General features: G+C 56.9%; 18 protein-coding genes. 11 read left to right on the top strand and 7 right to left on the bottom strand.

Annotated elements, in window-relative coordinates; genetic code table 11:
• Position 1 precedes the first annotated feature (1 nt).
• The 4 genes from feoB to greB form a co-directional block, all read right to left on the bottom strand.
• Positions 2–2,320: a Fe(2+) transporter permease subunit FeoB gene (gene feoB / locus ABLV75_RS23575; protein ID WP_004106670.1), complete on the bottom strand. Its 2,319-nt coding sequence runs from the start codon at positions 2,318–2,320 to the stop codon at positions 2–4.
• 27 nt (positions 2,321–2,347) lie between these two features.
• Entirely contained in the window at positions 2,348–2,575 is a 228-nt protein-coding gene (feoA, locus tag ABLV75_RS23570) for a ferrous iron transporter A (protein WP_004106673.1), read from the bottom strand.
• A gap of 409 nt (positions 2,576–2,984) precedes the next feature.
• Positions 2,985–5,315: a Tex family protein gene (locus ABLV75_RS23565; protein ID WP_004106674.1), complete on the bottom strand. Its 2,331-nt coding sequence runs from the start codon at positions 5,313–5,315 to the stop codon at positions 2,985–2,987.
• 101 nt (positions 5,316–5,416) lie between these two features.
• Positions 5,417–5,896 carry a transcription elongation factor GreB gene (greB, locus tag ABLV75_RS23560; protein ID WP_004106676.1) on the bottom strand — a complete coding sequence of 160 codons (480 nt, stop codon included), beginning with the start codon at positions 5,894–5,896 and terminating at the stop codon, positions 5,417–5,419.
• Between the two features lie 237 nt (positions 5,897–6,133).
• Between greB and ompR the strand changes: the two genes are divergently transcribed.
• The 4 genes from ompR (at position 6,134) to gorA (ending at position 10,664) form a co-directional block, all read left to right on the top strand.
• On the top strand, positions 6,134–6,853 hold the full coding sequence (gene ompR, locus ABLV75_RS23555; protein WP_001157751.1) for a two-component system response regulator OmpR: 720 nt from the start codon (positions 6,134–6,136) through the stop codon (positions 6,851–6,853).
• On the top strand, positions 6,850–8,211 hold the full coding sequence (gene envZ, locus ABLV75_RS23550; protein ID WP_004106678.1) for a two-component system sensor histidine kinase EnvZ: 1,362 nt from the start codon (positions 6,850–6,852) through the stop codon (positions 8,209–8,211). The genes ompR and envZ overlap by 4 nt, the downstream gene beginning before the upstream one ends.
• A gap of 183 nt (positions 8,212–8,394) precedes the next feature.
• A complete protein-coding gene (locus tag ABLV75_RS23545) occupies positions 8,395–9,237 on the top strand; it encodes a 23S rRNA (adenine(2030)-N(6))-methyltransferase RlmJ (RefSeq protein WP_004106679.1) in 843 nt (280 codons plus the stop codon).
• A gap of 74 nt (positions 9,238–9,311) precedes the next feature.
• Complete coding sequence (gene gorA / locus ABLV75_RS23540; protein ID WP_004106680.1) at positions 9,312–10,664, top strand: glutathione-disulfide reductase; 1,353 nt, start codon at positions 9,312–9,314, stop codon at positions 10,662–10,664.
• A gap of 52 nt (positions 10,665–10,716) precedes the next feature.
• Here gorA and ABLV75_RS23535 read toward each other — a convergent pair whose 3' ends face one another.
• Entirely contained in the window at positions 10,717–11,340 is a 624-nt protein-coding gene (locus ABLV75_RS23535) for a glutathione S-transferase (protein ID WP_004106681.1), read from the bottom strand.
• Between the two features lie 121 nt (positions 11,341–11,461).
• Between ABLV75_RS23535 and ABLV75_RS23530 the strand changes: the two genes are divergently transcribed.
• The 4 genes from ABLV75_RS23530 to ABLV75_RS23515 all read left to right on the top strand — a co-directional run bounded on the left by ABLV75_RS23530 (position 11,462) and on the right by ABLV75_RS23515 (position 15,626).
• Positions 11,462–12,610 carry an iron-containing alcohol dehydrogenase gene (locus ABLV75_RS23530; RefSeq protein WP_004106682.1) on the top strand — a complete coding sequence of 383 codons (1,149 nt, stop codon included), beginning with the start codon at positions 11,462–11,464 and terminating at the stop codon, positions 12,608–12,610.
• Between the two features lie 266 nt (positions 12,611–12,876).
• Positions 12,877–14,529 carry an alpha,alpha-trehalase gene (locus ABLV75_RS23525; protein ID WP_004106683.1) on the top strand — a complete coding sequence of 551 codons (1,653 nt, stop codon included), beginning with the start codon at positions 12,877–12,879 and terminating at the stop codon, positions 14,527–14,529.
• Positions 14,530–14,596: 67 nt separating this feature from the next.
• Positions 14,597–15,145 carry a GNAT family protein gene (locus ABLV75_RS23520; RefSeq protein WP_004106684.1) on the top strand — a complete coding sequence of 183 codons (549 nt, stop codon included), beginning with the start codon at positions 14,597–14,599 and terminating at the stop codon, positions 15,143–15,145.
• A 52-nt stretch (positions 15,146–15,197) separates the two neighbouring features.
• Complete coding sequence (locus ABLV75_RS23515) at positions 15,198–15,626, top strand: lysozyme (protein ID WP_004106685.1); 429 nt, start codon at positions 15,198–15,200, stop codon at positions 15,624–15,626.
• Here the strand turns inward: ABLV75_RS23515 and ABLV75_RS23510 are convergent.
• Both ABLV75_RS23510 and ABLV75_RS23505 read right to left on the bottom strand, forming a co-directional pair.
• Positions 15,623–16,231, bottom strand: a complete 609-nt coding sequence (locus ABLV75_RS23510; protein ID WP_004106686.1) for a response regulator transcription factor — start codon at positions 16,229–16,231, stop codon at positions 15,623–15,625. The two genes, ABLV75_RS23515 and ABLV75_RS23510, sit on opposite strands and share 4 nt — an antisense overlap.
• 359 nt (positions 16,232–16,590) lie before the next feature.
• Positions 16,591–17,349 carry an SDR family oxidoreductase gene (locus ABLV75_RS23505; protein ID WP_004106687.1) on the bottom strand — a complete coding sequence of 253 codons (759 nt, stop codon included), beginning with the start codon at positions 17,347–17,349 and terminating at the stop codon, positions 16,591–16,593.
• Positions 17,350–17,468: 119 nt separating this feature from the next.
• Between ABLV75_RS23505 and ABLV75_RS23500 the strand changes: the two genes are divergently transcribed.
• From ABLV75_RS23500 to ABLV75_RS23490, 3 genes are all read left to right on the top strand, one after another.
• On the top strand, positions 17,469–18,377 hold the full coding sequence (locus ABLV75_RS23500) for a LysR family transcriptional regulator (protein ID WP_004106688.1): 909 nt from the start codon (positions 17,469–17,471) through the stop codon (positions 18,375–18,377).
• A 260-nt stretch (positions 18,378–18,637) separates the two neighbouring features.
• Positions 18,638–19,669, top strand: coding sequence for an inner membrane protein YhjD (gene yhjD / locus ABLV75_RS23495; protein WP_004106689.1), 1,032 nt, complete (start codon positions 18,638–18,640; stop codon positions 19,667–19,669).
• Between the two features lie 270 nt (positions 19,670–19,939).
• Positions 19,940–21,262 (top strand): MFS transporter, encoded by a 1,323-nt coding sequence (locus ABLV75_RS23490; RefSeq protein WP_004106691.1) that lies wholly within the window; start codon positions 19,940–19,942, stop codon positions 21,260–21,262.
• Positions 21,263–21,288: the final 26 nt, after the last annotated feature.

Genomic DNA, 21,288 nt, shown 5'->3' with positions numbered 1-21,288 from the left:
CTTAGTGGCAATCGCCAGCAGGACTCTGGCAGCAGGAAGACGGCGTTTTGCGCGTCGCCAGCAGCGAAACGTCCACCCGGCTACGCGCTCTGCGCAGCAGGCCAAAGACCACGATATTGAACAGCACCACCGCCAGAATGCATACCAGGCTGTAGCGCGGATGCTGGCTAAAGCTGACGGTCTGGTAGTACAGCGTAGAGAGCGAATAAGCGATATTCAGCCCCCACAGGACGGAGAACATCATCCAACCGCGGCTCGACTCGCGGGCAATCGCCCCCATAACCGAGATGCAGGGAATATAGAGCAGGACGAAAATCAGGTAGCTATACGCCGCCGCAGCGCTGCCGAATTTGCTGCCCATCACGCCCATCGCACCGGTTTCCATTTCGCCGTCGCCTTTACTGGCTTCGATGGGGTTGGCCAGCACGCTCAGGCTGAACGTATCTTTCAGGCTCTGCCAGGTCTCGTCCACTGCAGCCAGCAGCTCATCGCCGAGGCTAAACGTCTGCGGATTGAACTCTTCGTTCTGGATATCTTCGGCGGTGTAGAGGGTGTTCAGCGTCCCTACCACGACTTCCTTGGCCATCGCGCCGGTGAACAGTCCGACGGTCGCCTGCCAGTTATCCTCATGTACGCCAATCGGTTTAAACACCGGGGTAATCACCCGGCTGACCGACGCCAGCGCCGAGTCGTTGATGTTATCGACAATCTTACCGCTCAGCGAGAAGCTGTTCAGCGCGCTGAGGAAGATACTAACGATAACGATCACTTTACCCGCGCGCAGCACGAAACCTTTCAGGCGCTGCCAGGTCTGAATAATCAGGCTCTTCACGTGCGGAACGTGGTACACCGGCAGCTCCATGACGAACGGCGAAGCTTCGCCGCGCATAATGGTATGCTTCAGCATAAGACCGGTGGCAATCGCCATCACGATACCCAGCACGTACAGCGAGAAGACCGCCAGCGCGCCATTCTGGCCGAAAAAGGCGGCGGCAAAGACGGCAAAAATCGCCAGCCGCGCGCCGCAGGACATAAACGGCGCCATCATAATGGTCATCAGACGCTCGCGCGGCGCATCAAGCGTACGCGCGCCCATCACCGAAGGAACGTTACAGCCAAAACCCACGATTAACGGCACGAAGGATTTCCCCGGCAACCCCAGCGCCTGCATCAGGCGGTCCATCACAAACGCCGCCCGCGCCATATAGCCGGAATCTTCAAGGAAGGAGAGGAACAGATACATCATGCCGATTTGCGGCACCAGCGGCAGCACGGTATTGATCCCCCCGCCAATCCCCTGGGCGAGGAAAACGGTCAGCCAGTCCGGGAAATGCAGGGTATAGCCAATCCACTGAATGCCGTGGATAAAGATCGCCACGGAACCGGCGTCGAAAATGGGCTGCAACGCGCCGCCGATATTGATCGCCAGTAAGAACATCAGATACATAACGAACAGGAAGACCGGCAGTCCGAGAAAACGGTTGAGGATGACTTTATCCATCGCTGCGGTAAAGCGGCTGGGCTCGGCGGTAAGCGTGTTACTGACCGCATCGCAAATAGCAGCAATGCTTTGGTAACGGGCATCGGCGATATGCAGCGCGGGGTCATCCAGCTCTTCGCTCAGGTGCGCCAGGGCCACGTCCAGCTTATGGGCGGCATCACCGGCGTAGGCGCGGCTGTAAATATCGCCTTCAAGCATCTGTAAGCCCAGCCACCGACGCTGGCGCTGCGGGATCTCCCCGGACATCACCTGCGCCAGCTTGTCCGCTTCGCGCAGCAGCGGCTGCGGATAGTGCACCAGTTCTACAGGCTGATTTTGCTGATGGCGATCGATCGCCATTTTCAGGGCTTCAATACCGCGTCCGCGGGTGGAAACCAGCGGGATAACCGGGCACCCGAGGCGGGCGGCCAGCGCGTCGACATCGATACGGATGTTCTGTTTTTCCGCGATATCGAGCATGTTCAGCGCGACGACGCAGGGGATGCCCAGCTCCAGCAGCTGCAGCGTCAGATAGAGGTTACGTTCCAGATTGGACGCATCGACCACGTTAATCAGCATGTCGGCGTCGCCGCTGAGAATATAGTGGCAGGCAATCTGCTCATCCAGCGAGGTTTGTGAGGAGATAGTGGTTAGCGAATAGGTGCCCGGAAGATCCACCAGCGTGACCTGATGATCGGTGGTGTTGAAGCCCCCCTCTTTACGCTCAACGGTCACCCCCGCCCAGTTACCAACGCGCTGGCGCGCACCGGTGAGCTGGTTAAACAGGGTAGTCTTACCGGAATTAGGATTACCAATTAAACCAAGGGTTAATTTTTTCATATTCATGCTCTTAGTGCCGGTCAGGCATTATTGTGCAACCGCTTCCAGCTCAATTAACGCAAGATCCTTTTTACGTAATACCAGGCTCACGCGTCGGGTTTCAATATGGATAGGGTCGCCGAGCGGCGCCACGCGAACCACATTAAAAGATGAACCCGGCAGCATTCCGAGGGACAGCAGTTTCTGCCGATACGCCGGACTAATATCGCGGGAGAAACCAATGATTTTCCACGCACTATCAGGTGTGAATTGCATAGGACCTACTTGTGTATCGCCAACTGAAAAAGAGTTTTCCGTACGCGCCGAAGATGCGGCGCAAGGGACCGTAGCCAACGAAGAATAAAAAACATTCAATGCAAATAATGATAATGAGAATAGTTTTTATCATCAATACATATAATGCGGTCGATTGTTTTTTTAAACAGGAGATTGAGCTTTTGTTGATATTGAGCAAACTCTATTTTGTAACAGGCGTCGAAATAATAATAATTCTTAATGACCAAATGTTTAATTAAGGTTTCGATAGTTAACGAAATGAAAATAATAATCTCACCGTCCGCATTTCGCGCTTATTACGACGTTATAAGAAAATACTGATGCTTGTTTGCACAATATGGCTAATGCCGGAAGAAATGCGGCCCCTCGACAAAAGGGGCCGGAGAGTTTAGCGTTTTTTACCCATCGCCGCCGCCAGCGCGTCCATCATCGCGCTGTTGCCCGCAGGCTGCGTCTCACGACCGCGAGGTTTAGCAGCCTTCGCCGCCGGGCGGTTGCCATGAGGGCGATCGTTCCCACCGCCGCGGCGCGCGTTGCTGTCGCCGGGCTGTTCATCCAGACGCATCGTCAGCGCTATACGCTTGCGCGGCAGATCAACTTCCATCACTTTGACCTTCACGATATCCCCCGCTTTCACCACCGTATGCGGGTCTTCAACGAACTTGTTCGAAAGGGAAGAGATATGCACCAGGCCGTCCTGGTGAACGCCGATATCAACAAACGCGCCGAAGTTGGTGACGTTGGTCACCGCGCCTTCGAGGATCATCCCCGGCAGCAGGTCGTTCATCGTTTCTACGCCATCGGCAAACTGGGCGGTTTTAAACTCCGGGCGCGGGTCGCGGCCCGGTTTTTCCAGCTCTTTGATGATGTCGGTGACCGTCGGCACGCCGAATTTCTCATCAGTAAAATCAACGGCTTTTAGATGACGTAGCTCGCTGCTGTTGCCCATCAAATCTTTCAGCGCCTGCTGAGTCGCCGCCAGAATGCGCTCCACCACCGGGTACGCTTCCGGGTGCACGGTTGAGGCATCCAGCGGGTTATCGCCATGGTTGATACGCAGGAAGCCCGCGCACTGTTCAAAGGCCTTCGGCCCCAGACGGCTAACCTTCAGAAGCTGCTGGCGGTTCTGGAACTGACCGTTCTCATCGCGCCAGGAGACGATATTCTGCGCCATCATGCGGGTCAGGCCGGCAACGCGGGTGAGCAGCGGAACGGAGGCGGTATTCAGATCGACGCCAACGGCGTTCACGCAGTCTTCCACCACCGCGTCCAGCTTACGCGCCAGCTGGGTCTGGCTGACGTCATGCTGATACTGGCCGACGCCGATGGATTTCGGGTCGATCTTCACCAGTTCGGCCAACGGGTCCTGGAGCCGGCGGGCGATAGAGACCGCGCCGCGCAGGGAAACGTCGAGGTCCGGGAACTCCTGCGCCGCCAGCTCGGAGGCAGAATACACGGATGCGCCCGCTTCGCTGACGATGACCTTCTGTGCGGTCACTTTCGGGAACTGCTTCTGGACGTCGAGGAAGAAGCGCTCGGTTTCACGCGAAGCGGTACCGTTGCCTATCGCTACCAGCTCAACGTTGTACTTTTCGCACAGTGCGGCAACCGCTACCGCCGCTTTGGCGGCCTGTCCGGTATGCGGGTAGATGGTATCGGTAGCCACCAGTTTGCCGGTGCCGTCAACGACGGCGACTTTTACGCCGGTGCGCAGGCCAGGATCGAGCCCCATGGTGGCGCGTAGTCCGGCCGGCGCGGCCATCAGCAGGTCGTGCAGGTTGCGGGCAAAGACGTTAATGGCTTCGTCTTCCGCGCGTTCGCGCACGGTGCCCATCAGCTCGGTTTCCAGGTGCATCAACACCTTGATACGCCACGTCCAGCTCACCACGCCCTTACGCCAGCCGTCGGCCGGAGCGTTATTCAGGCGCAGGCCGAGATGGTTGATAATAATCTGCTCGCCGTGGCTCTCTTTCGGCGGCTCATCGAACTGCGGGTCAGCGTTCAAAGAGAGCTGCAGCACGCCTTCGTTACGGCCGCGGAACATCGCCAGCGCGCGGTGCGACGGCACGGTGGAGATCGGTTCATGGTGATCGAAGTAGTCGCGGAATTTCGCACCTTCCTCTTCTTTGCCGCTAACGACGGTGGCCACCAGATGGGCGTTTTTCCACAGATAGTCGCGCACTTTCGCCAGCAGGCCCGCATCTTCAGCAAAGCGCTCCATCAGAATATAGCGCGCGCCATCGAGGGCCGCTTTGCTGTCCGCGATGCCTTTATCAGCGTCGATATATTTGGCAGCTTCGGTTTCCGGGTCATGAGAGGGCTCGTTCCACAGCAGCTCGGCCAGCGGCTCCAGCCCGGCCTCAATGGCGATCTGCCCGCGAGTGCGGCGCTTCGGCTTGTACGGCAGATAGAGGTCTTCGAGCTCGGTCTTACTCAGCGTCCCGTTGATGGCTTTTTCCAGCGCCTCGGTCAGCTTGCCCTGCTCGCCGATGGACTTCAGGATCGCCTGACGACGGTCTTCGAGTTCTCGCAGGTAACCCAGGCGGGTTTCCAGATTACGCAGCTGCGTGTCATCCAGACCGCCGGTGACTTCTTTACGATAGCGTGCGATAAACGGCACGGTATTCCCTTCATCAAGCAGGCGAACGGCAGCTTCTACCTGTTCAGCCCTGGCCTGAAGTTCACCCGCAATAATGCGGCAGAGCGAATCATTCATCATCGGTTTAATTCATCTTTAGGATCAAAAATCAGGGGGATAGTTATACGGACTGGCACGCTAAAATGCCAGCCGCGACCCAAGCCTCTCGGAATGTTCCGCACCTATTTAGCTTTGACGTATTCAATTTCGTTCACGTACCAGGCAGCCTCGCCCGCGGGCGTGTTAACGATAGCTAAATCGCCGACCTCTTTTTTCAGCAGCGCGCGCGCCATTGGCGAATCAATGGAGATGTAGTCATTGCGGCCAAAGATTTCATCGTAGCCGACAATCCGAAAGCGCTTCGTCTCGCCCGCATCGTTTTCAATCTCTACCCAGGCGCCGAAAAAGACCTTTCCTTCCTGCTGCGGCGAATAATCGACGATTTTCAGCTGTTCGAGGCATTTGGTCAGATAGCGCACCCGGCGGTCGATTTCACGCAGGCGCTTTTTATTGTACTGATAGTCGGCGTTTTCGCTGCGGTCGCCAAGGCTCGCCGCCCAGGTCACTTTTTTAGTGACTTCCGGACGTTCTTCGCGCCACAGGGTATCCATCTCTTTCTTCAGTTTTTCATACCCTTCACGGGTGATCAGCGGCGTTTTCATCGAAGGTTACGGCTCCTGATTACAAATCTTTGTGCAATGCTGCGCACAATTCGTCGCGCGTCATAATAGCAACAGGATAAATAATGCGTCTTATGCTTAAATGTATACTTAAGCTGCTGTTAAATATGCTTTGTAACAATTTAGCCTGGAATATATACCAGATTTCGCTGGTGGGCGACCCGGGCTTTTTTGAGAATACGTACTGACAATTGCAGTGAACCTTTGGGAGTATAAACAATGCAAGAGAATTATAAGATTCTGGTTGTCGATGACGACATGCGCCTGCGTGCGCTACTCGAACGTTATCTGACCGAGCAGGGCTTCCAGGTTCGTAGCGTGGCGAACGCTGAACAGATGGATCGCCTGCTGACCCGCGAATCCTTCCACCTGATGGTGCTGGATCTTATGCTGCCGGGCGAAGATGGCTTGTCCATTTGCCGCCGCCTGCGCAGTCAGAGCAACCCGATGCCGATCATCATGGTCACGGCGAAAGGGGAAGAAGTTGACCGAATCGTGGGCCTGGAAATCGGCGCCGACGACTATATCCCAAAACCGTTCAACCCGCGCGAGCTGCTGGCCCGTATCCGCGCCGTGCTGCGCCGTCAGGCCAACGAACTGCCGGGCGCGCCCTCGCAGGAAGAGGCGGTTATCGCCTTTGGTAAATTCAAGCTGAACCTCGGCACCCGCGAAATGTTCCGTGAAGATGAACCCATGCCGCTGACCAGCGGTGAATTCGCGGTGCTAAAAGCGCTGGTGAGCCATCCGCGCGAACCGCTGTCCCGCGATAAGCTGATGAACCTCGCCCGCGGCCGTGAGTATTCAGCCATGGAGCGTTCCATCGACGTACAAATCTCACGCCTGCGCCGCATGGTGGAAGAAGATCCTGCGCATCCTCGCTATATCCAGACCGTATGGGGCCTGGGCTACGTTTTCGTCCCGGACGGCTCTAAGGCATGAAACGCGTGCGCTTTTCGCCGCGAAGCTCGTTTGCCCGTACCCTGCTACTGATCGTCACCCTGCTGTTCGCCAGCCTGGTGACGACCTATTTAGTGGTGCTGAATTTCGCGATCCTGCCCAGTCTCCAGCAGTTTAATAAGGTTCTGGCCTACGAAGTGCGTATGCTGATGACCGATAAACTGCAGCTGGAAGACGGCACCCAGCTGGTGGTTCCGCCGGCGTTTCGCCGCGAAATTTACCGCGAGCTGGGCATTTCGCTCTATTCCAACGAAGCGGCGGAAGACGCAGGCCTGCGCTGGGCGCAGCATTATGAATTCTTAAGCCAGCAGATGGCGCACCAGCTCGGCGGGCCGACCGAAGTGCGGGTTGAGGTCAACAAAAGCTCCCCCGTGGTGTGGCTGAAAACCTGGCTTTCCCCCAATATCTGGGTGCGCGTACCGCTGACCGAAATCCACCAGGGCGACTTCTCGCCGCTGTTCCGCTACACCCTGGCGATCATGCTGCTGGCGATTGGCGGCGCCTGGCTCTTTATTCGTATACAGAACCGACCGCTGGTCGATCTGGAGCACGCCGCGCTGCAGGTCGGGCGAGGGATTATCCCTCCGCCGCTGCGCGAATACGGCGCATCAGAGGTGCGTTCGGTGACACGTGCCTTTAACCATATGGCCGCAGGCGTTAAGCAACTGGCGGACGACCGTACGCTGCTGATGGCCGGGGTGAGCCACGATTTACGGACTCCGCTCACGCGTATCCGTCTGGCGACGGAAATGATGGGCGAAGAGGACGGCTACCTCGCCGAGTCGATTAATAAAGATATCGAAGAGTGCAACGCCATTATCGAGCAGTTTATCGACTATCTGCGCACCGGTCAGGAGATGCCGGTGGAGCTGGTGGACCTGAATGCGGTGCTGGGCGAAGTGATTGCGGCGGAGAGCGGCTATGAGCGGGAAATCGCTACCGATCTGCAGCCGGGAGAGATCCCGCTGCGCGTGCATCCGCTCTCCATCAAGCGCGCGCTGGCGAATATGGTGGTCAACGCCGCCCGCTACGGCAACGGCTGGATCAAGGTCAGCAGCGGCAGCGAAGGTAACCGGGCCTGGTTCCAGGTCGAAGACGATGGACCGGGAATCAAGCCGGAGCAGCGCGAACATCTGTTCCAGCCTTTCGTTCGCGGTGACAGCGCCCGAACGATTAGCGGAACCGGCCTTGGGCTGGCTATCGTTCAGCGCATCATCGATAACCATAACGGCAAGCTGGAACTTGGCTCCAGCGAACGCGGCGGATTATTAATTCGCGCCTGGCTGCCGGTGCCGATGCATCGCGCCCTGCCGGCGGTAAAACCCACAAAAGAGAGCTAATTCCGCAATCATCAGCTGGCTGCGGGCCGGTAGCCCGGACAGGTGCGCCAGCACCGCCTCCGGGGAGTCGCATCTCACACAACACCAGCAGGAATTAAAACAGCACGGTACCGCAGCGGTAATCCAGGCGGATCTGCGGTAAACTATCGGTTATCTTGTTTAATTCCCGGAATCACCGCATCCATGCTCAGTTATCGCCACAGCTTTCACGCAGGCAACCACGCCGACGTTCTAAAACACACCGTTCAGAGCCTGATCATTGAATCGCTCAAAGAGAAAGAAAAACCGTTTCTCTATCTGGACACCCACGCCGGCGCTGGCCGCTATCAGCTGAGCAGCGAACATGCCGAGCGCACCGGTGAGTATCTCGAAGGTATCGCCCGCATCTGGCAGCAGGATGACCTGCCCGCCGAGCTGGAGCCGTATATCTCCGTGGTCCAGCACTTCAACCGTAGCGGCCAGCTGCGCTACTACCCCGGCTCTCCGCTGATTGCCCGCCAACTGCTGCGCGAGCAGGATAGCCTGCAGATGACAGAACTGCATCCCAGCGATTTTCCGCTGCTGCGCGCGGAGTTCCAGAAAGACGACCGCGCCCGGGTTGAAAAAAGCGATGGCTATCAGCAGCTGAAGTCTAAGCTGCCGCCGGTATCTCGTCGTGGCCTGGTGCTAATCGACCCGCCTTATGAAATCAAAAGTGACTACCAGGCGGTGGTCACCGGAATTCATGAAGGCTACAAACGCTTTGCTACCGGCACCTACGCGCTGTGGTATCCGGTCGTATTGCGTGCGCAGATTAAGCGCATGATCAAAGAGTTAGAGGCCACCGGCATTCGCAAAATTCTGCAAATCGAGCTGGCGGTGCGTCCGGATAGCGACCAGCGCGGGATGACCGCCTCCGGGATGATCGTCATCAACCCGCCGTGGAAGCTGGAGCAGCAGATGAACAACGTTCTGCCCTGGCTACATAAAAAGCTGGTGCCGACCGGTATCGGCCATGCCACCGTCAGCTGGATCGTGCCTGAGTAACAATCACAGCAATCGGTGGAACCTGGTGATTTCAGGTATACAATCGCGCCAATCAGACATTAAGGATAAGACTCATGAGCAAGCATTATGACTATATCGCCATTGGCGGCGGCAGCGGCGGTATCGCCTCCATTAACCGTGCCGCTATGTACGGCCAAAAGTGTGCGCTGATTGAAGCCAAAGACCTGGGCGGCACCTGCGTGAACGTCGGCTGCGTACCGAAGAAAGTGATGTGGCATGCGGCGCAGATCCGTGAAGCCATCCATCTGTATGGCCCGGATTACGGTTTTGATACCACAATTAATCACTTCGACTGGGATAAGCTGGTCGCCAGCCGTAGCGCCTATATCGATCGTATCCACACCTCTTACGATAACGTGCTGGGCAAAAACAAGGTCGATGTCATTAAAGGCTTCGCCCGTTTTGTCGATGCGAAAACCGTCGAAGTTAACGGCGAGACGATAACCGCCGACCATATTCTGATCGCCACCGGCGGCCGTCCGAGCCATCCGAGCATTCCCGGCGTCGAGTACGGTATTGATTCCGATGGTTTCTTCGAACTGCCGGCGCTGCCGAAGCGCGTTGCGGTAGTCGGCGCGGGCTATATCGCCGTTGAGCTGGCGGGCGTGATTAACGGACTGGGCGCGGAGACCCATCTGTTCGTGCGTAAACACGCGCCGCTGCGTAGCTTCGATCCGCTGATCGTTGAAACGCTGGTTGAGGTGATGAACGCCGAAGGCCCACAGCTGCATACCCATGCCATTCCGAAAGCGGTAGTGAAGAACGCCGACGGCAGCCTGACCCTGGAGCTGGAAGATGGCCGCAGCCAGACCGTGGACTGCCTGATTTGGGCGATCGGTCGCGAACCGGCAACCGATAACTTCAATCTTGCTGCTACCGGAGTGGAAACCACCGATAAAGGCTATATCGTCGTCGATAAATTCCAGAATACCAACGTTCCGGGTATTTACGCCGTCGGCGATAATACCGGTGCCGTCGAGCTGACTCCGGTCGCCGTTGCCGCCGGCCGCCGTCTCTCCGAGCGTCTGTTTAACAACAAGCCGGACGAACATCTGGACTACAGCAACATCCCGACCGTGGTATTCAGCCATCCGCCAATCGGTACCGTCGGTTTAACCGAGCCGCAGGCGCGCGAGCAGTACGGCGATGAGGCGGTAAAAGTGTATAAATCCTCTTTCACCGCCATGTATACCGCCGTCACTTCACACCGCCAGCCGTGCCGCATGAAGCTGGTCTGCGTCGGCCCGGAAGAGAAAATTGTCGGCATTCACGGTATCGGCTTCGGTATGGATGAAATGCTGCAGGGCTTCGCGGTGGCGCTGAAGATGGGCGCAACCAAGAAAGACTTCGACAATACCGTGGCGATCCACCCAACCGCAGCGGAGGAGTTTGTGACGATGCGGTAACACGGCGCACCGTACATGAAAAAGAAGCTCTCCGGAGCTTCTTTTTTTATCTTTACGCCACGCCGTTATTGCCGTGGCGCTTAAACGCCGGGCGCTGATTCAGCGCCATATACCAGCGCTCCACTTCGGCCATTTCCGGATGCGCGAACGGCGTCATTTTCCAGCGGTGCACCGACAGTCCCAGGACGATATCCGCGAGCGTAAACTGGCTGCCGGCAACCCATGCCCCGGTTTGCTGAAGCTGCGCATTGAGGATCTGCACGCAGCGGGTCCAGGCGACAATGCTCTCTTTGATAGCCGTCGGTTCCTGAAAACGCGGGTCCTTGCGCACCAGTCCCATAAAGGCGTAGCGCCAGGCAGTATTGAATTCCGTTGCCTGCCAGTCCATCCAGCGCTCAACCTCGGCGGCAGCCTGCGGCGCCGTGGGGAGCAGGTCTTCCCGCCCGGCTTTGCGCGCCAGATAGCGGCAGATGCTGTTTGACTCCCACAGCACAAAATCGCCATCCAGCAGCACCGGGACCAGGCTATTCGGATTAAGGGCGCGAAACGCCGGGGTCTCGATGGACTGGAACCCGCTACCGTAATCCTCCTGCTGATATGCTATTCCCGCTTCTTCACAGGTCCACAGTACCTTACGCACGTTAATTGATGAGCGTTTGCCCAGTATTTTTATCATTGTCAGCAATTCCTCAATCAAAAGAGATGGTTGTTTCACAATACTGCATCGGCGGCTCATGTACAGCCGGATAATGTGTATAGTGGATTGCACGATTTTTCTCCAGAACAGGTTACCCGACATGTTGACCTCTTTTAACGTTTTAACTCCGGGCAATATCCGCTTTGGGCGCGGCCTTGCTCTAAGCGCGGCCCCCTGGCTCGCCGGGCGCTCGACAAAGATTCTGCTGATTCACGGCGCCACCCCGCAGCGCGCGGAGTGCTTGCTAAGCGAACTCCACGCGCTTCGGCTGCACGTCACCACACTCTCTATCGCCCATGAACCCTGCCTGCAGGATATTGAACGGGGCGTGAGTCTGGCACGGGAAAAAGGCGTCGGCGCCATCGTCAGCCTCGGCGGCGGCGCGGTCATTGATGCGGGCAAAGCCATTGCGGCGCTGGTTCCCGCGCAGGGGCCCGCGATCGAATACCTGGAAGTGGTGGGTAGCGGCCGCATATTAGAGGCCAATCCGCTGCCGTTCGTCGCCATTCCCACGACGGCCGGTACCGGCGCGGAAGTCACAAAGAACGCGGTGATTAACGTCCCCGAGCAGCAGCGCAAGGTCAGCCTGCGTGACGACCGCATGCTGCCGGACCTGGCGATTATCGACCCGTCCCTCACCGACAGCGCGCCGCGCGCGGTGACCTTAGCCTCCGGTCTCGACGCTATCACCCAGGTGATTGAGCCCTGGCTGTGCACCCGCGCGAATCCTTTTACCGACGCACTCTGTCGGGAGGCGATCCCGCGCGGTATGAAAGCGCTCAGAACGCTGATGGAACATGAGTGTCCGGATAGCCGCGATGAGATGGCGTGGGTCAGCCTGTGCGGCGGACTGGCGTTAGCCAATGCCGGACTCGGCGTGGTTCACGGCCTGGCAGGCCCGCTGGGAGGCCTGAGCAACGCTGCCCACGGCGCACTTTGCGGTAGTCTGCTCCCCTTCGGCCTGGCGCTCAACGAAGCACAAATTAGCGACGCACGCCTCCGCCAGCGTTTTGCGGATGTACGCCAGTGGCTGGCCGCTGGGCTGGATTCCGATCCTGACAGCGCATGGGAGAGCCTGCGCGAATGGAGCCAGCGCGCCGGTCTGGGTAATCTGCGCGATCTCGGCGTCCCCCGCGAAGCGCTGGAGCCTGCGGCCCTCGCCGCCAGCAGCTCCTCATCCATGAAGGCTAACCCGGTCACGTTGACCAGCGAGCAGCTGCTGGAGCTGCTGGAAGCCGCGTGGGAGTAATGGCTGAATAGCGGCAGCGCCCGGGAATTTAGATTTTGTTGCAAAACGAAATCTCCGAATTTTTCGACGCAATACGCAGCGGTTAAAACGGTTTTAATCCGGTAGATCAAAAAGTTAAAGCAAAAACTCCGAACCGATTGTTCCGAGGAAAGCGTGATCTACCGCACACTTCTCTTTTCGTTTCCCGCTGCGAATGTCTAAGCTTATTAGACAGGTCGGGCGTGCCCGGCATCCTCTACTGACGCAATCCGGAGGTCCGTACCCCTATGTTCAGCCAGAAATTACGCAACGTTGATGACGATGAGCTCAGGATCGACACCGATCCGTGCTACGAAGCCGATCCGTATGAGTTAAAGCTGGATGAAATGTTCGACGCCGAACCTGAACCGGAGATCATTGAAGGGCTGCCCGCCTCGGATGCCCTCACCCCTGCCGATCGTTATCTGGAGCTGTTCGCCCACGTCCAGAAATCGCGAATTTTCGCCGATAGTAAAACCTTCCCGGACTGCGCGCCGAAGCAGGATCCGCTGGATATCTTGATTCACTATCGTCGCATCAGGCGCACCCCCGGATTCGATTTACGCCAGTTTGTGGAAGATCATTTCTGGCTGCCGGAAAGCCGCGCCGAGGACTACGTCTCCGATCCCACGCGATCCCTCAAGGAGCATATTGATAATCTGTGGCCAATCCTCACCCGCGAGCCGCAGGATCATATTCCGTGGTCGTCGCTGCTGGCGCTGCCGCAGTCATATATTGTTCCCGGCGGGCGCTTTAGCGAAACCTACTACTGGGATTCCTACTTCACTATGCTGGGGCTGGCGGAAAGCGGCCGCGAAGATCTGCTGAAATGCATGGCCGATAATTTCGCGTGGATGATCGAAATCTACGGCCATATTCCTAACGGCAACCGCACCTACTATCTCAGCCGCTCGCAGCCGCCGGTCTTTGCCCTGATGGTCGAACTGTTTGAAGAAGATGGCGTCCGCGGCGCTAAACGGTACCTTGACCACCTGCAAATGGAGTACAGCTTCTGGATGGACGGCGCGGAATCGCTGATCCCCAATCAGGCGTATCGTCACGTGGTGCGTATGCCGGACGGCTCTTTGCTGAACCGCTACTGGGACGATCGCGACACGCCGCGCGATGAGTCGTGGCGGGAAGATGTTGAAACGGCGAAGCGCTCCGGGCGCCCGCCGAATGAAGTTTATCGCGACCTGCGCGCGGGGGCGGAGTCCGGCTGGGATTACTCCAGCCGCTGGCTGCGCGATATCACCCGACTGGCAAGCATCCGCACTACCCAGTTTATCCCCATTGATCTGAACGCCTTGCTGTTCAAGCTGGAGAATACCATCGCCAACCTCTCCGGCCTGAAGGGCGACCGGGAAACCGAGGCCGCTTTCCGCCAGAAGGCCAGCGACCGTCGGGCGGCGGTGACCCGCTATCTGTGGGATGACGAAAGCGGTTGTTTCCGCGATTATGACTGGCGCCGCGAGCAGCTGGCTCTGTTTTCCGCCGCCAGCATCGTCGCGCTCTATGTCGGTATGGCGACCCACGATCAGGCCGACAGGCTTGCCGATGCGGTACGCGCCCGCCTGCTTACCCCCGGCGGTATTATGGCGACCGAATATCAAAGCGGTGAACAGTGGGATAAGCCCAACGGCTGGGCGCCGCTGCAGTGGATGGCGGTACAGGGTTTTAAAATGTACGGTCAGGATCCGCTCGGCGATGAGATAGCCCACAGCTGGCTGCAAACGGTGAATCATTTCTATAAACAGCACTTTAAGCTGATTGAAAAGTACCACATCGCCAGCGCCACTCCCCACGAAGGCGGAGGGGGTGAGTACCCGCTTCAGGACGGCTTCGGCTGGACCAATGGCGTGGTGCGCCGGCTTATTGGTCTGTACGGCGAACCGTTGTAACGGCAGACTGTTCCGGCAGTCGATGTCCTGCTATGTTCATGGCATCGACTTTTGCCGGAACCCTGCTATGCCAGAATTGATGACCCCACGTCTGCGCTGTTCCCCGCTGCAGCTTGACGACTGGCCTTTTTTCCTCGCCCTCCAGCAGGATCCCCAGGTGATGCTTTACGTCGCGGATCCTCGCCCGGTCGCCGACATTCGTGAGGCTTTTGATTCGCGGCTTCCCTTATGGTCCCCGGGCGCGGCCCACTGGCTGTGTCTGGTCGTGCGCGATCGCTTCACCCATGCTCCCCTTGGCCTCACCGGCTACCAGCATCACGCTGGCGATAGCGCTGAAGTGGGTTTTCTGTTCGCTCCCCACGCGCAGGGGAAGGGGTACGGCAGTGAATCGCTGCGCGCGCTGTGCGAGTACGCTTTGACTACGGGCGGTATCCGGCGGCTGACGGCGACCGTCACCGCGGGTAATCTTGCGTCAAAAAATCTGCTGCTAAAGGTTGGTTTTCATCAGGAAGGCGAGCTGCGTGAATGCTACTGGCTCAACGGTCGCTGGCACAACGATTGGCTTTTCGGCCTGCTGCGCCGCGAGCATAACCAGCCTGGGCCATCTGGCGAATAGGGCGCGGTTAACTTTTCCTCTACACTGCGGGCCAGCCAAAGAGGAAGAGAACATGTCCCCCATAACACCGTCGCTAAGCCCGCAGGGCCTGGACTTTATTAAACGAACTCAGGGATTAGCACTCGCCCCCTATCGGGACGAGAGCGGCCTGCGCGTGATTGGCTATGGCCACGTTCTCAACGATTATGAAACGTTCAACCACTTCACGCGCGAGATCGCGGAGACCTTGCTTACCGTCGACCTGGTGCAATGCCAGCGCCAGCTTAAGCGCAACCTGCGGGTGAGGCTTAACCCATCGCAGTATGATGCGCTGGTCTCTTTAGCCTTTAGCTGCGGCCCGGCGTCTCCGGAGCTTGATATTGTTTTAACTCACCTTAACCATCAGCGGTTTGCTGAGGCGCTGACCGCCTGGGAAAATATTCGCAGCGGCCACGAACAGCGGCGTGAAGAGTGCGCAAGATTCAAGGCGACAACCGATTAAGTTTCGCTGACGCCATTAAACACCATCGCCGCCTGGGTACGATTCTTCACATCCAGTCGGCGATACAGCGACTCCAGATGCGCCTTGACCGTGCCCGCGCTAATATTTAAGGCGCGGCTAATCTCTTTATTGGAATCTCCCGCCGCCAGCAGCTGTAAAATCTCGCGCTGACGCTGGCTTAAATGAACCAATTTATTATCCCGCGCTTCCGCCGTCATTAGCCAATCGCCCGGCAAACAGAGCAGGCCATGCATGATGCTGTTGATCGCCTGGGCGAATGTTTGCAGGCTTTCCCTGCGTTGAATGATCCCGCGCACATTCCAGGAAAGCGCGCGCTGTAGCCAGCTTTTATTATCGTCGGACACGATCAGCAGCACCTGAGTCGCCGGGAAGCGGAGCTGCTTTTCCTGCAGTAGCCAGCAGCAAAACTCGCTGTGCATATCGCCATCCAGAATGAGCAGTGCTTCAGGATTCGCCGTTAGCTTCTGCCAGAGCTGATCCGCCTGACAGGTGCCAAAAATATCAAGTTCAGGAATGTGTTGCTGGAGGCCAATTTTCATTCCGTGAATAAATATCGACTGCCTGTCAAACATGATTACCTGCATGGATTTATCTCCAACAAAGAAATGCCCGATTAAAAGAGGGGGAAGGGTAATATCAGCAAGATAAAATAAGAACTCGCTGTTTGGCCTGGGGCATTTTACCGATAGGGAGGATTATCTAAACATCATAACAATGAATAGTTACAGGCCTTATTCACGCCATTACTTATTCACAATATTTATTACATTTAAATTAAGGAAATCCTTAATGAACCAGGCAGGTAAAAATAAATATAATATTATTTTTCTATTTTAAACGAACCCGCAAACGCAGGCGATGGCAAAGCGGGGAAAGTGTGTTACGGAGTAAGAAAGCGCATGAAATGCGTATACCCCTTCATGATCCATGAAGGGGCTGGGGATTACAAAAACATTCCGCCAGAGACCTCAACGCGCTGGGCGTTCATCCAGCGCAGATCGTCGCTGAGTAGCGCGGCGATAGCATCACCAATATCATCCGGCTGCCCCACTCTTCCCAGCGCCGTTTGCCCGGCGATATGCTGATTCACCTGCGGGTTATCGCGTACCACGCCGCCGCCAAAATCGGTTTCAATGGCGCCAGGAGCAATGATATTGACCGAAATTCCGCGTTCCCCAAGCTCCTTCGCCTGATAGCGCGTCAGTACCTCCATCGCGCCTTTCATCGCGGCATAGGCCGCATAACCCGGCAGAGCAAAACGCGCCAGTCCGCTGGAAACGTTGAGGATGCGTCCCCCATCCTGCAATAGCGGTAACAGACGCTGGGTAAGGAAGAACGGTCCCTTAAACTGGATGTTCATTAATTCATCAAACTGCGCTTCGCTGGTTTCGGCAAAAGCGACGTTCAGGCCAATACCGGCATTGTTTAATAAATAGTCGAATGTCTCCCGCTGCCAGCGTTGTTGAAGCACTTCCCCCACCTTGTGTGCAAAACCATCAAAACTGGTGATATCGCCGACATTTAACGGTAATGCTGCGGCTTTTACGCCTTTTTTCTCAATTTCAGCTACCACGTCAAGCGCCGCCTGCGGGTTGCTATGCCAGGTCAGAATAATATCGGTTCCCTTCTCCGCCAGCTTCAGGGCGGCGTTTTTCCCCAGCCCGCGGCTGCCGCCGGTCACCAAAGCGATACGTTGTGTCATCAGAAAACCCCTTTTCGGTTGCGTTTGCCTCGTTAAAGAGCTTATTAGCTGCTATAAAAACAATAAATACTGAAAATTACGCTTTACTGTTTCATTAAGAGCAACAAAAGGTCTGCGGAATGGATAAAATTCACGCAATGCAGCTGTTCATCAGAGTAGCGGAGCTGGAGAGTTTTTCCCGCGCTGCGGATACGCTTGGCCTGCCTAAAGGGAGCGTTTCGCGCCAGATTCAGGCACTGGAAAACCATCTTGGCGTTCGTCTGCTGCATCGCACCACCCGCCGGGTGCAGCTGACTCAGGATGGTATGGTCTACTACGAACGCGCCAGAGACCTGCTCAGCAATCTCGATGAGCTGGACGGGATGTTTCAGCTCGATCCCTCCAGCATTAGCGGACGCCTGCGGGTCGATATGCCGGTCGCCGTGGCGAAAAAACTGGTTATTCCGCAACTGCCGGCATTTCTGCAGCAGTATCCCGGCATCGAACTGGAGCTCAGCAGCAGCGACAGGTTGGTTGACGTAATCCGCGAGGGTTTTGATTGTGTGATACGCGTCGGTACGCTGAAAGATTCCGGGCTGATTGCGCGACCGCTGGGCAAGCTCACGCAAATCAACTGCGCCAGTCCTCAATATCTCACCCGCTTTGGCTACCCGCAGTCGCTGGACGATCTCGCCGATCATGCGCTGATCCACTACGCCAGCAATCTGGGCGTGCGCCCGCTGGGATTCGAAGTGGTTAGCGATGGCGCCGTCCGCTGGGTCAAAACCGGTGGCGTTCTGACGGTTAACAGCACCGAAACTTATCAAGCCTCGTGCCTGGCGGGGCTGGGGATTATTCAGGTACCCCGGGTGGGCGTTCGTGAAATGCTGCGCACCGGGGAGCTGATAGAAATTCTGCCCCACTACCGCGCCGAGCCGCTGCCGGTTTCGCTCATTTATCCGCACCGGCGCAACCTTTCACGTCGGGTACATCTGTTTATGGAGTGGCTGGGCGGGCTCATGAAAAACTATGTTGATGAGTCCGCATGATGAAAAATCCGTATTTGTGGGAGTAGCGGTATTTTATGTCGGGTAGCAGCTAACGCCTTATCCAGGATAATTATAGATAACTATCAGTGAATTATGAATTTTCCGCGGCCCTGCGCAAACAAAATGCCGGCGAGCGATTAGCGCAGAACAGGCGGCAAACAGGAACGTATTCATGCCTCCGATGACCCCGGCACGCCTTATCCGTGATTTTACGTATATAATTTTGATGAATATCGCTGTAAAAAAGGAAGAAATAATTTATGACGCCGGAAAACGACGCCCAACGACCAGCCCAGGATCCGGGCCAGCAGCCGGATGAAAATAAAAGCGCCCTGGCTGCGATAAATGACTCCACCGTGGCGAAAAAAGCCAACCAGGCGCTAAAAAGCGTCACCGGAACGGCGGAAAAAGTCCAGCGTAACCCCATTATTGCGCACCTCATCCGCGCCGCAGAGCGTTTCAACGACAGGCTGGGCAATCAGTTTGGTGCGGCGATCACCTACTTCTCATTTTTATCGATGATCCCGATTCTAATGGTCTCTTTTGCAGCAGCCGGTTTTGTTCTGGCCTCGCATCCTACGCTGCTACAGGACATCTTCGATAAAATCCTGCTTAACGTCAGCGACCCGACGCTCGCGGCAACGCTGAAAAATACCATCAATACCGCCGTACAGCAGCGCACCACCGTCGGCATCGTCGGTCTGCTGGTGGCGCTCTATTCCGGCATTAACTGGATGGGCAACCTGCGTGAGGCAATTCGCGCCCAGTCCCGCGACGTCTGGGAGCGTACGCCGCAGGATCAGGAAAAAATTTGGGTGAAGTACTTTCGCGACTTTATCTCGCTAATCGGCCTGCTGGTGGCGCTGGTGATCACCTTGTCAATCACCTCCATCGCCGGGTCGGCTCAGCAGATGATTATCTCGGCGCTCTATCTGGACTACATCGAGTGGCTGAAACCGGCGTGGCGGCTTATTGGCCTGGCCATTTCCATCTTCGCCAACTATCTGCTCTTTTTCTGGATTTTCTGGCGACTCCCGCGCCACCGCCCGCGCCGTAGGGCGCTGATTCGCGGCACCCTGATTGCGGCGGTCGGCTTTGAGATAATCAAGATCGTCATGACCTGGACGCTACCGTCGCTGGTCAAGTCGCCGTCCGGGGCGGCATTCGGCTCGGTGCTGGGAATCATGGCCTTCTTCTATTTCTTCGCCCGCCTGACGCTTTTCTGCGCCGCGTGGATTGCGACCGCCGAGTATAAAGACGACCGCCGGATGCCGGGCAAAGCCCACGACTAAACCATCACTGGGCTGAATAAAAGACGCAAAATTCAGCCCAACCTGGCATTTCAGCAGATAAATCCAATATGTAACTTTTATTTAACCTAAACCTGGTTTTATCAACCATTATTTGAATTGTGTGAAGCATTTCATAGAACTTATTTTTCTGGCACAGAAATTATTCACTTTTTGCCTGTTTTTTAGCCTCCCCGTCCCCTTGTTACAGATTGAAATGTCCCCAAGGCTGTGGCTATATGGCCTTTCGTTCGCAAAAAATAAGAAAGATCTATGCAAGCCACAGCCACAACACTCGACAATGCTCAGGAAACCGTTCCGGTTAACTCACGCAACAAGGTCGTCGTCGCTTCGCTCATTGGCACCGCCATCGAGTTCTTCGACTTCTATATCTATGCCACCGCGGCGGTCATTGTATTTCCGCATATTTTCTTCCCGCAGGGCGATCCCGCCGCCGCGACGCTACAATCGCTGGCGACCTTCGCCATCGCGTTTATTGCCCGCCCTATCGGTTCTGCGGTATTCGGCCATTTCGGCGACCGCGTAGGCCGTAAAGCGACCCTCGTGGCCTCGCTGCTGACGATGGGGATCTCAACCGTAGTTATCGGCCTGCTGCCCGGCTATGAAACCATTGGCATTATGGCGCCGGTGCTGCTGGCGCTGGCCCGCTTTGGCCAGGGGCTGGGCCTTGGCGGCGAATGGGGCGGCGCGGCGCTGCTGGCGACGGAAAACGCCCCGCCGCGCAAGCGCGCGCTGTATGGCTCATTCCCACAGCTGGGCGCGCCTATCGGCTTCTTCTTCGCTAACGGCACCTTCCTGCTGCTCTCCTGGCTGCTGACCGACCAGCAGTTTATGGAATGGGGCTGGCGTATGCCGTTTATCTTCTCCGCCGTGCTGGTCATTATCGGCCTGTACGTCCGCGTTTCGCTGCACGAGTCGCCGGTGTTCGCAAAGGTAGCCGCCGCGAAGAAACAGGTCAAAATCCCGCTGGGCACCCTGCTGACAAAACACGTACGCGTCACCGTTCTCGGCACCTTTATCATGCTGGCGACCTACACGCTGTTTTACATCATGACCGTCTACTCCATGACCTTCAGTACCGCCGCCGCGCCGATTGGTCTCGGCTTGCCGCGCAACGAAGTGCTGTGGATGCTGATGATGGCGGTCATTGGTTTTGGCGTGATGGTGCCGGTGGCGGGCCTGCTGGCGGATGCCTTTGGCCGTCGTAAGAGCATGGTCGTGATCACGACTCTCATCATCCTCTTCGCGCTGTTTGCCTTTAAACCGCTGCTCGGCTCCGGCAATCCGCTGCTGGTCTTTGCCTTCCTGCTGATTGGCCTGAGCCTGATGGGGCTGACCTTTGGCCCTATGGGCGCGCTGCTGCCGGAGCTATTCCCGACCGAAGTTCGCTACACCGGCGCCTCGTTCTCCTACAACGTCTCGTCGATCCTCGGGGCGTCCGTAGCGCCGTATATCGCCGCATGGCTGCAGGGCAACTACGGTCTGCCCGCGGTTGGGCTCTACCTCGCCGCCATGGCGGCGCTGACGATGATCGCGCTGCTGCTGACTCACGAAACGCGTCATCAATCGCTGTAACTCTCCGTCCACTCCCCCGGCCATCC

The sequence above is a fragment of the Klebsiella sp. CN_Kp066 genome (assembly GCF_040065135.1).
Classification (GTDB): domain Bacteria; phylum Pseudomonadota; class Gammaproteobacteria; order Enterobacterales; family Enterobacteriaceae; genus Klebsiella; species Klebsiella oxytoca.
This window is presented reverse-complemented; position numbering and strand designations above follow the sequence as displayed.